At 44.2% G+C, this 13,373-nt stretch carries 12 protein-coding genes; 9 read left to right on the top strand and 3 right to left on the bottom strand.

Annotated features, from left to right (window positions below):
* Window positions 1-26: 26 nt before the first annotated feature.
* From IP510_RS07145 to IP510_RS07155, 3 genes are all read left to right on the top strand, one after another.
* Window positions 27-659: a TetR/AcrR family transcriptional regulator gene (locus IP510_RS07145; protein ID WP_194364074.1), complete on the top strand. Its 633-nt coding sequence runs from the start codon at window positions 27-29 to the stop codon at window positions 657-659.
* Window positions 660-737: 78 nt separating this feature from the next.
* Complete coding sequence (locus tag IP510_RS07150; protein ID WP_194364075.1) at window positions 738-1,721, top strand: MDR family oxidoreductase; 984 nt, start codon at window positions 738-740, stop codon at window positions 1,719-1,721.
* A 401-nt stretch (window positions 1,722-2,122) separates the two neighbouring features.
* Window positions 2,123-2,758 (top strand): hypothetical protein, encoded by a 636-nt coding sequence (locus IP510_RS07155; protein ID WP_194364076.1) that lies wholly within the window; start codon window positions 2,123-2,125, stop codon window positions 2,756-2,758.
* A 238-nt stretch (window positions 2,759-2,996) separates the two neighbouring features.
* Here IP510_RS07155 and IP510_RS07160 read toward each other — a convergent pair whose 3' ends face one another.
* Window positions 2,997-3,635, bottom strand: a complete 639-nt coding sequence (locus tag IP510_RS07160) for a TetR/AcrR family transcriptional regulator (protein ID WP_194364077.1) — start codon at window positions 3,633-3,635, stop codon at window positions 2,997-2,999.
* 380 nt (window positions 3,636-4,015) lie between these two features.
* Between IP510_RS07160 and IP510_RS07165 the strand changes: the two genes are divergently transcribed.
* From IP510_RS07165 to IP510_RS07190, 6 genes are all read left to right on the top strand, one after another.
* Window positions 4,016-5,167 (top strand): acyl-CoA dehydrogenase family protein, encoded by a 1,152-nt coding sequence (locus IP510_RS07165; protein WP_194364078.1) that lies wholly within the window; start codon window positions 4,016-4,018, stop codon window positions 5,165-5,167.
* 105 nt (window positions 5,168-5,272) lie between these two features.
* On the top strand, window positions 5,273-6,481 hold the full coding sequence (locus tag IP510_RS07170) for an acetyl-CoA C-acetyltransferase (protein WP_194364079.1): 1,209 nt from the start codon (window positions 5,273-5,275) through the stop codon (window positions 6,479-6,481).
* 69 nt (window positions 6,482-6,550) lie between these two features.
* Window positions 6,551-8,740, top strand: a complete 2,190-nt coding sequence (locus IP510_RS07175) for a 3-hydroxyacyl-CoA dehydrogenase NAD-binding domain-containing protein (protein WP_227669550.1) — start codon at window positions 6,551-6,553, stop codon at window positions 8,738-8,740.
* Window positions 8,733-9,860, top strand: a complete 1,128-nt coding sequence (locus tag IP510_RS07180) for a CaiB/BaiF CoA transferase family protein (protein ID WP_194364080.1) — start codon at window positions 8,733-8,735, stop codon at window positions 9,858-9,860. The genes IP510_RS07175 and IP510_RS07180 overlap by 8 nt, the downstream gene beginning before the upstream one ends.
* Before the next feature lie 241 nt (window positions 9,861-10,101).
* Window positions 10,102-10,803 (top strand): hypothetical protein, encoded by a 702-nt coding sequence (locus IP510_RS07185; protein WP_194364081.1) that lies wholly within the window; start codon window positions 10,102-10,104, stop codon window positions 10,801-10,803.
* Window positions 10,804-10,906: 103 nt separating this feature from the next.
* Complete coding sequence (locus tag IP510_RS07190) at window positions 10,907-11,350, top strand: SRPBCC family protein (protein ID WP_194364082.1); 444 nt, start codon at window positions 10,907-10,909, stop codon at window positions 11,348-11,350.
* 87 nt (window positions 11,351-11,437) lie between these two features.
* Here the strand turns inward: IP510_RS07190 and IP510_RS07195 are convergent, their stop codons facing one another.
* Window positions 11,438-11,749, bottom strand: a complete 312-nt coding sequence (locus IP510_RS07195) for a DUF1244 domain-containing protein (RefSeq protein WP_194364083.1) — start codon at window positions 11,747-11,749, stop codon at window positions 11,438-11,440.
* Window positions 11,750-11,974: 225 nt separating this feature from the next.
* Window positions 11,975-13,261, bottom strand: a complete 1,287-nt coding sequence (locus tag IP510_RS07200; RefSeq protein ID WP_194364084.1) for an aminotransferase class V-fold PLP-dependent enzyme — start codon at window positions 13,259-13,261, stop codon at window positions 11,975-11,977.
* Window positions 13,262-13,373 lie beyond the last annotated feature (112 nt).

Here is a 13,373-nt window from a genome sequence, read left to right on the forward strand (position 1 = left end):
AAGACGATCGGTCATAATATCTATGCATGACAATTACTAAGCTAAAAGCCCGTCGAGGGCGTCCACCCAATGTTGAACGAGAGTTTACGGATACCCGTGAGGCTCTTTTAAGATCTGGGATGGAGATGCTGACAGAGCAAGGCTTTGCGACTACTGGTATCGATGCCATACTCAAACGTATCAATGTACCTAAAGGTTCCTTCTACAATTACTTCAAAAACAAAGAAGCGTTTGGGCAGGAAGTGTTGCGGCAATACGCGTTATATTTTGCTCGCAAGCTAGATCATTTTTTTTTGAATGAGCAAGTATCTCCTATGCAGCGTATCAATGACTTCGTTGAGGATGCTAAATCGGGAATGATTAAGTATGAATTTCGACGCGGCTGCTTAGTAGGCAACTTAGGTCAAGAAGTTACAGTGTTGCCTGAGAGTTTTCGTTGTGAGTTAGAAAACATATTGCTTGATTGGCAGAAGCGTTTAGCGGTTTGCTTGAGTCTTGCAGTACAACAAGGGCAAATACATTCTAATAGTGATTGTGATGAGCTTGCTGCTTTTTTTTGGATTGGTTGGGAAGGTGCGGTTTTGCGTGCTAAGTTGACACAAGATGTCAGTCCATTAGATACTTTTTTCCGAGGATTTGCAGCAGGGATGCAGAAGTAATTTTTTTATTTATATTTTTAGACGACCGGTCTAAATTTTTTAACCATTTATAGACGATTGGTCTAAATAGGAGCTACCATGTTTAATGCAATATTAATTGAAAAAAATGACGATGTTTATCAGTCTAACCTGACTGAGATACAGGACACGCAATTGCCAGAAGGGGACGTCAAGGTTCGTGTCTCATATAGCACGCTCAATTACAAAGATGGACTGGCTATCACGGGTCGTAGTCCTGTGGTACGCACATTCCCCATGGTTCCAGGGATAGATTTAGCGGGCACCGTCGAAACAAGCAGCCATCCTCGCTACAAAGCTGGCGACAAGGTGTTGTTAAATGGTTGGAGTGTGGGTGAGAAGTATTGGGGCGGTCTGTCACAAAAAGCGCGATTAAACGGTGACTGGCTGATCCCGCTCCCTGAATCGATGACTGAACGTCAGGCGATGGCGATAGGTACAGCAGGATATACTGCGATGCTTTGCTTAATCGCATTAGAGCGTCATGGACTGACGCCAGAGAGTGGCGAAGTATTGGTGACGGGTGCTAATGGCGGTGTTGGTAGCTTTGCCATCGCACTTTTAGCAAACCAAGGTTACTCTGTCACCGCCTCTACGGGACGTCTGGAAGAAGCCGAATACTTAAAAAGCCTTGGTGCAACGACGATCATTGACCGTGCTGAACTGAGTAGTCCGGGACGCGCGCTTGGTAAGGAGAGATGGGCTGCCGCAATTGATTCTGTTGGCAGTCATACGCTGGCCAATGTATGTGCCAGTACGTGTGAGGATGGTCTAGTCGCTACTTGTGGATTGGCTCAAGGCATGGATTTCCCTGCTACTGTTGCGCCATTTATTTTACGCGGTGTCAGTTTGCTTGGTATCAATAGTGTGACGCGACCTTATGATGAGCGGGTAGAAGCGTGGCAACGTTTGAGTACAAGTTTGGATATGACGCAATTAGATGCAATCACAAGAGAGATTGGCCTGAGTGAAGTGATTACGGCGGCAAGCGAATTATTGGACGGTAAAGTTCGTGGTCGAATAGTCGTTGACGTCAATCGTTAAGCCATCGGTAATATACTTAAATGCTTCAACACTGACTTTTCGATATTTAGTCTCGTGTTAGCACCTGAATAAGTAGTGTATAGAGGTGTCCGAGATTGAGTGCGTAAAGTGAAAAGGAGTTATTCACAAACGCTCACAAATATCAGTATTTATTTTTTGGCACATGATGTGCTATCATCGTTGAACGATTTATCGTGGGTTTAACAGTTTTGTTATCGCCAACCATGACAACAGTCTAATGGTAGCGTGACAAACCTTGCAACTTCCAGCACGATATAAAACAACTCTGGTAAAGCGCATGAGCCTGTACTCCGACAACCTCATTTGTGCCTGATTTTTGCCTATTTGGGTGTATTTCAACCTTTTCGTCGGAGTAACAGGAGTTTAAGGTGTTCAATATCATGAGCCACATTACCAATCAATCCAAATATACCCGCCGTTACCAACCGCGCCATTCTCTAGCGAAATATATCATCGAGCAAATAGAGTTGTCTGAGCTGCGCCCGCAGAACATCGTTAAAAAAATGGGCTATCCGCTTAAGCACACCATACCTGCCTGTGACCGCCTGCGCCATGTACTGTGCAATAGATATCTTGGACTTGATGGTAGTTACATGGACAAATACCTTACGGCTGATGAGTTTTTAGCCAAGCTATTTGAAGTGCTGGAAATACCGTATCAGCCATTCGCAGAAGACATTGCTCAGATCAAATATGGCTTAACGAATGATGCTGACGTTACGCCTAGCTATCGTTTGCGAGCGGAAGTGGATTTTACGTTTACAGGTGGCGCAAATTGGATGTCTCGCGGTGCTGCCTCAAGTTTAGCAAAAGTCACGCTGCCTAATAACGTTGCCAAACTGGGCAAGGTTGCACGTGAGTCAGTGATTCAAGAAAGCATTTGCGAGCATTATCAGCAGTATGACGGCAATCTACCATATGACGGTATTATCAAAGGCTATCGACTGACGATTGAACAAGACAATCATGTGCTCGACCGTGCAGAGTATGGACTGCCAAAATCTAGCAGTATCTAAAAAATTTTGAGCGTATAAGCAGCGTCACCTGTTAATTATGTTGACTGCATAATCCCATTTACCGAAAAATAAGTATAAAAAAGCCTCACTTTATTGTGGGGCTTTTTAGTGTTTACGTTATAGTCAAAGAAGTCAGAAACGGATACAAGGCAGCCGACTGCAGATTGTACAAATAGTACTTCTAAGGAGAATAACGCCATAGCCGTTTAGTAGTTCTCTGACTATAGTTTGTTAAAGATCAGACATCAGGCTTTGAAATAGCCCGCCACAAAATCACAAACAGTGCATCAAATTCTGCATTTAATGGCGTTTCTGTTTGGCGAATGGTATGCATCAAACCGAGTCGGCTGATAAAGCCCATAAACACATCAAACAGTATGTGTAGCGGTACAGTGTTATTGAGCACACCGCGATTTTGACCATCTTCCAACACGGCCAAAAACGCGCCAATCAGCTCTTTGTTTTCATAGATCGCGATATTGCGTATCCGTGATACCGAGACCGAAGAAAGCACCATCACGGCATCTGGATGCGCATCGACAAAGTCGAAACAGACCCACAGCGTCTTACGTAAGCGCTCCTGCACGCTATCAATCCCTTGCAAATGATCCATGATGCGAGCGGCCAATCTGCCCAGCACGATATCCATAATGGTATAAAACAGGGTTTGCTTGTCTCCAAAGTACTTGTAGAGCGTTTGCAGGGAGACGTTTGCAGATTTTGCAATCTGCGCCATGGTGACCTCATTGGCATCGAATCCTGCAAATACCTTACGAACGGCTTTTTCTATTTTTTCTAAAGTCGCAGGGCGCATATCGGATAGAGGGGCTAAAGATCGAGTTTGCGTGATGCTATCTGACTGACTGAAGTTTTTCATATCTATTCATTCTTAGAGTATTGGTTATTCGATGCGGCTTACCAGTTTAATGGCTTATTTGTTAATCCATCATCATTAAATCAATAAGTAATATGAATTACCATTTTTATTTAATTGATTGCGAAGTGGTTTTTCCTGTCCTAGTATAAGACTTCTATATTAAAGAATACAAAGAATTTCCAGTATATCTATAACGGTAATATAAATTACCATAAACTTTTTAAAACGACTTAGCTATAGTCAGTTCAATATAATTTCGATACAAGGAAACCGAGTACAAGTTATACATTAGTATGCTTAGCGAGGATGACGATGTAGCGGATTTATATAGACTTGATTATATAGTTGTTATTTACTTCACCTTGTCAAGGATAGACACCATGAGTATTGAAAAATTCACACCCAATTGGATGACCGAAGAACATCAAATGGTGCACGATAGCGCCCTGAAAATGTTTCAATCTTGGGATCCCAAGGACGAGCAGTGGCGCAAAAACGGTATGATTGATCGCGCTGCATGGGAGGAGGCAGGCGAGATGGGGTTCTTGTGTGCGGCGATACCAAGCGAGTATGGCGGCGGTGGCGGGGATTTCGGTCATGAAGCGGCGCTTATCTACGCACAGACTGAGGCCAATCAATCAGGCTTTGGCGGTATGGTGCATTCAGGTATCGTCGCGCCGTATATTTTATACCACGGTACTGAGGAACAAAAACAGGCGTGGCTACCCAAAATGGCAACGGGTGAATATATTGGTGCTATCGCCATGACTGAGCCTGGTACTGGCTCTGACCTACAAAACATCAAGACTTATGCGGTAAAAGAGGGTGACGATTATATTATCAATGGTTCAAAAACCTTTATCACCAATGGTCAGCATGCCAACCTTATCTTACTCGCTTGCAAAACAGACCGCGAACAAGGCGCGCAAGGCGTCTCACTTATCATTGTAGAAACGGATAAAGTAGAAGGGTTTGAACGTGGACGCAATCTTGACAAGATTGGTCTGACCTCTCAAGACACCTCAGAACTGTTCTTTAGCAATGTCCGTGTGCCCCAAACCAACCTGCTGGGCACGGTAGAAGGCATGGGTTTTATCCAGATGATGCAGGAGCTACCACGTGAGCGCTTAATCATTGCGTTGTCTGGGGTTGGCTCGATGAAGCTGGCGATCAATCTAACCTTAGATTATGTAAAAGGCCGTGAAGCCTTTGGCAAACCTATTTGGAAGTTTCAAAATACGCGCTTTAAGATGGCAGAATGCTATGCCGATTATCTAGCGGCCAGCACTATGTGTGATGCAGCAGTCGATGCGATGTTAGATGGCAAACTGTCCGTACCGCATGCGTCATTGATCAAATACTGGGTCACAGAAAAGCAGTGTGAAGTGATTGATGAGTGTGTGCAGCTGTTTGGTGGCTATGGCTATATGACAGAGTATCCTATTGCACGTTTGTATGCCGATGCGCGCGTGCAAAAAATCTATGGCGGTACCAATGAGATTATGAAAGAGTTGGCATCACGCTTTATGTAGCCGCGTAGCTTATTGATTGGTTACAAGCCCATGTCCTATCTAGCAAGCTAAATAGGACGTCAGCGTATTATTTACAGAATTTACAAAATAAAAAAAGGATTTTTTATGACTGAGACCGCTTACATTTATGACGCCATCCGCACGCCACGTGGCAAAGGAAAAAAGGACGGTTCATTGTATCAGGCATCACCGATTTGGCTGACGCGAACTTTGTTAAAAGAGATGCAGCAGCGCCATAATTTGGACACCAGTTTGGTCGATGATGTGGTGCTTGGCTGCGTGACGCCAGTGGGTGAGCAAGGCTCTGATATAGCCCGCATTGCCGCTATTGATGCTGGCTGGGCGCAAAGTGTGGCAGGGCTTACCTTGTCGCGCTTTTGTGCCTCTGGTCTGGAGTCTATTAACTTAGCAGCGGCCAAGATCATGTCAGGTATGGAAGACCTGGTCGTGGCAGGCGGTGTGGAGTCTATGAGCCGTGTGCCGATGGGCTCCGATGGCGGTGCTTGGTACATGGATCCACGTGTCAATGAAGCCACGCACTTTGTACCACAAGGGGTGGGCGCGGATACCATAGCGACGCTCAAAGGCTTTAGTCGTACGGATGTTGATGCCTTTGCCACTGAGTCGCATCGCCGCGCGGCACAGGCTTGGGAGAACGGTTATTATGATAAGTCTGTCGTCCCTGTCACCGATATCAATGGCATGATGCTATTGGATAAAGACGAAACCATCCGGCCCAATACCAATGTCGAGACCTTAGCTGGCCTAAAGCCTTCCTTTATCATGCCGGGCAAAATGGGCTTTGATAGCGTTATCTTGGACAGATATACCACGATTGAAACGGTGAATCACGTACACCATGCGGGTAACTCCTCTGGCATCGTCGACGGGGCAGCAATTTGCTTGATTGGTAGCGCGGCCGCGGGCAAAAAAGCAGGTCTCAAACCACGCGCCAAAATCACAATGGCATCAGTTGTTGGTTCAGAGCCTGCCATCATGCTGACCGGCCCAACGCCTGCCTGCCAAAAAGCCCTTGCCAAAGCGGGTATGCAAGCCTCTGACATAGACCTTTGGGAGATTAATGAGGCATTTGCTGCCGTACCGCTTAATACTGCTGACGACTTCGGGATTTCGCTCGATATTGTTAACGTCAATGGCGGTGCAATATCTATGGGTCATCCGCTTGGAGCAACAGGTGCGATGCTGATGACGACGGTCCTCGATGAGCTAGAGCGCCGCGACTTAAGGACGGCCATGATTACGTTATGCGTGGGTGGTGGTATGGGTATTGCGACCATTATTGAACGCGTTTGACCTCTGTCTCAAATAGACTGAAAAAATTAGGCCAAAAATAATATATAAAGAATCATTTAAGGGATAAAAATGATGACAAACAATCAGACAGCAGATAGCGCAAACACAATTAACGAACAAGAAGGTTTTTCAGCCCAGCGTGACGATGCAGGCATCGTCACTGTGATGATAGATCAAATTAACCGCAAAATGAATGTCATCGGTGAGGGTTTTGCAGAGGCGTTTGCAGCGATGGTCAATGCTTTCATCAATGATAAGGCAGCCATAGGCCTAATTCTCACATCGGCCAAAGACACCTTCGTAGTCGGGGCAGATCTTAATCAGTTGTCTGCCATCAAGACAGCTGAGCAAGCATTTACATTGACTGAAGGGCTCAAAGGCAGTATGCGTCAGCTTGAAACCTCAGGGAAACCTGTCGTCGCTGCCATGACAGGCACCGCATTGGGTGGCGGTTTAGAGCTTGCGTTAGCGTGTCATTACCGTATCGCTATTGAGGCACCCAAAACCAAGCTTGGTCTACCTGAGGTTAAGTTGGGCTTGTTGCCAGGTGGCGGTGGTACGCAGCGTTTGCCTCGATTGGTGGGTATTCAAGCAGCACTGGAACTGATGACCCAAGGTCGTGATCTGGGCCCAATAGCGGCAAAAGGTATCGGTCTCATCGATGCCACTGCCACTGACCGAACAGACATGATGTTGCAGGCTAAAAACTGGATTCAGGATAATCCAAGCGCGCAGCAGCCATGGGATAAAAAAGGCTTTAAAATCCCCGGCGGTGATAGCAAGCATGCTAGCGTCGTACCGATTTTTTCTATCGCACCCGCTATGGCGAATCAAAAATCACACGGCAACTATCCTGCGATCACTCATATTATGTCTTGTGTGTTTGAAGGCTGCTTAGTGGATATCGATACAGGGCTTGAGATTGAGTCACGTTATTTCGCAGCTTGTGTGCTGTCTGCTGAATCTAGAAACATGATCAATACCCTGTGGACTCAGCTCAATAGCATCAAAAAGGGTCAGTCTCGCCCTCAAGGATTTGCACGCACAACCACCAAAAAAGTCGGTATCTTGGGTGCTGGCATGATGGGTGCTGGCATCGCTTATGTCACTGCCAAAGCTGGTATCGATGTCGTTCTGCTAGACACTGACATGGCAGGCGCTGAAAAAGGCAAAGCGTACTCTGCCAATATTTTGGACAAAGCGATCAGCCGTAAACGCTCAACAGAAGAGAAAAAACAAGCCCTTCTACAACGTATCAAGCCAACAGTCTCTTATGAGGATTTGGCTGATTGCGATCTTATCATCGAAGCGGTGTTTGAAAACCGAGAGGTTAAAGCCAAGTGTACCCAGCAAAGTGAAGCGGTGATTTCAGATACTGCCGTTTATGCGTCTAATACTTCAACACTGCCGATCACAGGACTGGCAAAAGCCAGTACACGCCCAAATCAATTCATTGGTCTACATTTCTTCTCGCCAGTAGACAAGATGCCATTGGTCGAGATTATCATGGGTGAGCAAACAGACGATGCGACGTTGGCCAAAGCGTTTGACTATGTATTACAAATCGGCAAAACGCCTATCGTCGTCAATGACAGTCGCGGTTTTTATACGTCGCGGGTATTTGGCACCTATGTATCAGAGGGTATTGCGATGCTAGGAGAGGGCGTGCATCCGCGCAGCATTGAAGTCGCTGGTATAAAAACAGGCATGCCGATGCCGCCATTAGCATTACAAGATGAGGTGTCGTTAAGTCTAGCACTGCATGTCAGCGAACAGCAACAGTTTGATATGGCAGCAGAAGGCAAGCCGATGGCGGTACGTCCTTCATACGAGATACTCAAAACACTGGTCAATGAGCATGGGCGTGAAGGCAAAAAAAATGGCAAAGGCTTTTATGAGTATCCCTCAGGAAGCGACAAGCATTTATGGCCTGAGCTGATGACTTTATACCCACCAAAATCAGAGCAACCCTCGCAGCAAGATTTGGTCGATCGTTTGATGTTTATTCAAGCCAATGAATCTGCCAAGTGTTATGAAGAAAACGTGGTGCGCTCGGTTGCCGATACCAACATAGGGTCGATCTTTGGCTGGGGGTTTGCACCGCATCAGGGCGGGACCCTACAGTTCATCAATTCGATGGGCGTGAGTGCGTTTGTTGAACGTAGTCGTGAGCTGGCTGCAAGTTATGGCGAACGTTTTGAGCCTGCTCAGATATTGTTAGACATGGCAGCAAAAGGTGAGGCGTTTTCTGATGACTGATAGGCATGTATCAAATCATGATCAAATGGGGGACTGTCTACAAGGGTTACGAGTGGTCGATCTGACTCGTAATCTACCTGGGCCTTTTGCCACGCGCTTGCTTGCCGATTTGGGTGCCGATATCCTTAAAATTGAACCCAAGCAGGGCGACCCTGCCAGAGTGTTTGGCGAATTATTCGCGGCTCTCAATCACGGCAAGACGACCGAAAAACATGATTTCAATGATCCCAAAGCGATTGAAGCTATTAAGGCACATCTGACCCATGCCGATGTGATGCTAGACAGTTTTCGGCCGGGTGTCTTAGCCGATATGGGGCTAGATGCTAAGACACTCCATACTATTAACCCAAAACTAGTAATGGTATCTATTACTGGCTATGGCGTAGCAGGTAGCTACTTAGAAAAGGCTACTTACTCAGAAGACGGTGATCCAGTCAGTCATCATTGGGCCGATAAAGCGGGTCATGACATCAATTTTATGGCGATGAGTGGTGTACTCGACCAGCTAAAAACAGCGCAGGGCGAGCAGGCCATGCCCAATATTCAGTTTGCGGATTTGGCAGGTGGGAGTGACACCGCAGTGATTGCGCTACTGGCTGCTGTATTTGCCGCGCAGCGCACAAGTCAAGGACGCCACATTTTTATTAGCATGACGCATAGCCTATATAATCACATGGTCATGCCAAAGGTCACAGGCAAACTGATTAATCGCCTTTCAGGACATGGCCTAAACGACACGCTACTGCCGCAGCATGATTTTTTGGGCGGTGCGCTGCCTTGCTATCGACTGTATCAAACCTCAGACCATCGTTATATGGCCGTTGGTGCTTTGGAGTTGAAGTTTTGGCAAGGTCTGTGTGAAGTACTTGAGCTGCCCGCACTCAAAAAAATACATTGGCAGCTGGGTATGCTGCCTAATATGGCTGATAGCCTATCAGCGATAGAGACGCTTACGGAGATATTTGCTACGCAAACGCTTGAACATTGGCAGCGTGTGTTTGCGGCAACTGATGTCTGTGTGACGCCTGTACTGAGTTTGCAAGAAGCCCAAGCGCATCCTTTATTTGCACATCAAGATGAGCATCATACAACGTCAGGATGGCAGCAAGTAAATGAATAACTGACATGGAAATAGCCTTAGATGTAGACGATAGCATAATCAGCACCTTGGCCTGAAATGAGTTAAACGGTTTTATCTCTAAACAGTATTATCATTGCATAGGTGATTAGCCAAAATCGACTTTCTATCAACCGGAATTAACCTTGTATGTCTATAATCGGCTATCTAAAATTGCCTGAATAAGAGACAATATATAGTATAGATGTTTAACAACGCTCACCAGATCACAAGGCCGTTCCGAATGACCGATAATAACCCGTATAATTTTTTACCTTTGCAGCCTACCGGTAGAAACGAGACTGATACTGCCAATACCTATCATCCTGAAGATATGATAAAAATACACGAGCAGCAGTTTCTCATTCAAGTGCCTGAAGAGAAGCTGACAGAGTTTTTGCCAGCACTGAAAGCATTCTACGACATTGATAACAATACCTTAGATGTCAGTGCTATTATTTTTGATGCAATCGCAGATGCTGCTATTATTTACAATCACAAAGTCAAAGTAGGCGGCTATCAACTGCTAGGTGGGTTGGTAGAGGAGTCGATTGAATATGATGAAGATAATAACAGTGAGGAAGGCGTTGAAGATAAAGATATCAAAGCATATACACTAGAATGCCAACGCACTTTTTTCATTAACGATGTAGAGATACCTTATCATTTCAATCTATTTATCTATGGTGATGGTTACTCTACTTTGACCAAAAAAGACACCGTGCTAGAAAAAATGTATTGGTTCGTCAGAGGAAGGTTCGAAGAGGACTTATTGGACGCTTCTGAAGATAACGATACGTTGGAGTCTATCAATGAGCAATTGGCCAGTTTAGATATACGTACAATGGATTTAACGACTGTAGATGAGATAATAAGCTATGTAGAGGACAGTATCATAGACGATGCTATGATAGATGAGCTCAACAAGTTATTAGATGCTAAGTAATGTGAAAGATGAGTTTGTAAGTTGATTAATGCAGATTTTGCTCAGATGCTGAGAACAAACATTCAACAGATCCTAATCTAAATAACCTTAACAGGACAATATCATGTTTAAAATAAAAGTAGAACGAATTGTCAAAAAACCGATTGATGAGGTGTTTGAGGCACTGAGTGACCATGCCAGTTATGGCTCATTTAAGGCGGTAGGGGTTGCTAAGTTGGTGAATGAAGGTGACGAGGAGCGCAATGGCGTTGGAGCTTTACGTACCATTCAAACGGGACCTGTTAAATTTTGGGAGCGAATTACGGCGTTTGAGCGTCCCACTCATATGCAATACAAAATCGAAAAATCTAAACCTGTAAAAATGCAACATGATAAAGGCGTCATTGATTTAAAAGATTTGGGCGATGGCACCACACATGTGACTTGGGTATCTGAGGGTCGAATAACTATACCATTGCCATTAATCGGTCGTCTATTTGATCGTCAAATGCAGAAACAAGGAACCATAGGGTTTAGTAGCATACTCAAATCCATAGAAAGCCGCTAAATTAGCGGCAATGTTTGGTTGTTCGATATATTTATTTAGGACATGCCCTAGTGATGGCTTACTTTATTTAAGCCATCACGGTCAGTTTTAATCCGCTTTATTCTTGGCCGCTTCAATCTCGTTAAAGCGTGCTAACTGCTCTGGCGTTGCTTTCTGTTGATACTTCTCTTTCCACTCAGCATAAGGCATGCCATAAACAAGCTCGCGCGCATCTTCGTATTCGATTTCAATACCACGCTCTTCACCAGCTGCTTTATACCATTTGGATAAACAGTTGCGACAAAAGTCGGCAAGGTTCATTAGCTCAATATTTTGTACATCTTTACGCTCGTCTAAATGAGCCAATAAGCGACGAAATGCCGCTGCTTCTAATTCGATATTTGATTCTAATTTTGCCATAAGGTTTTTCCTAGTTATAATTGAGTCATTTCAAAACTGAAATGATACTAACGATATAAATATTGCGCAACCTATGTCGTTCTATATTAAAAAAGGTATACAAGAAAACTTGGCAAACTCGTTGTATTAGCTATATTTTAAATAAAATGAGGGGAATAATATCACCTCATTTTAGTCAAAATTGTTATATGTCGGAATGATTAAAAGCCTTTAAGCTAAGTTAAATTACTGCATCTGACAAAGTGTTTTAGTGACTTCTAAAAACTCCTCTATATCTTGTAGATTATGGCAGTGGATGGGTGATACACGAATTGAACCTTTCAAACCAAATGATTCCAACATTCTTGATGAGTAAGGGCTTGATAATAAACGTTCGAAAGTGACTACCCCTGCGGCTTCATAATGATCTACCGCTTTTTTATATTCTAAATTGTCAAAACCAATAGCCATAATAAAGTCTTTTTGGGTCAAGTCTTTGCAATCTAAATAGACATTTACGCCGTCTATATGCCTTAATCCTTGTACATTTTCAGTGCCTTCTAACATTGCGTGCATTAATGCTCTTTCATGCAATTTGATACGGGTCATACCTTCTACAAAAAGCTCTCTTCTTTTCGTTGACGTAATGAATTGCTCTCCTAACCAACACACATAATTGACGACTTCAGTGACTGCTGCAAAATGTGCTGGGGCAGGGCTACCAAGTTGCCAATAATCGTGTGGTTTCGCAATTAACTTATTGTGTGGTAATTTCGCCAATCGCTCTGATACGTAACCAACTCCAAAACCACGTGGACCAAAAAACTTATAAGGCGCAAAATTAATCCCGTCAACGGGGACTTTGCTCACATCGATAATCCCATGTGGTGCATGTTGTACGGCATCAGCCACAATATACAGATCAGGTTTAATCTTTCTTGCTTCGGCCACTATTTTGGCTTCATCCAATAAGGCACCAGACACATTTGATGCATACATAAAACTTAATAGACAGGTATCTTGGTCAATCAGTTTGATCACATCCTCAACATCGACGCCACCCGTCACAGGGTTAGTCTTAGCCACTCTTAATTCTTTCCCTGTCGCTTTGGCATAAGAAGCCATTGCGTCATAAGCCGAAGGGTGTTCTAACAAGGTTGTCACCACATTACTGCCAGGTACATTCTCCATCACGGTTCTGACTATATCAAACATGACCATAGAGGCAGTGAGCGATGTAACGATACTGCCTTTATCAATATTTAAGATGGTTTCTATGGAACGATACCCTTCTTCTTGGATATCCATCAGCCATTTCGCAGTTGTATTACCATGTTCCGGACAGTCTGGTAATTCATCTAATTCTTTAAAAATATTACTGGCCGCTTTCAATCTAAACGAGCCGCCTGAGTTATCGAAAAAAAGCCTTTTTGTTTTATTAATTGGGTCGATATCCACGTGATAAAATTTGTCTTTAATCATCTCACTCAAGGACTCACTAAAAAGCTCACCTTGTTCAATGTTGTATTTCATGACGATTATCCTATTATTTTTAAAAAATTAAGAGTGCGCAAGCAAAGCAGATAATAAAATCACAACACCGTATTCTCTGCTTTGTTTAATAGTTTTAGCTCTATTGTTTAAT

The sequence above is a fragment of the Psychrobacter sp. NG254 genome, from assembly GCF_015277735.1.
In the GTDB taxonomy this organism is placed as follows: Bacteria; Pseudomonadota; Gammaproteobacteria; order Pseudomonadales; family Moraxellaceae; genus Psychrobacter.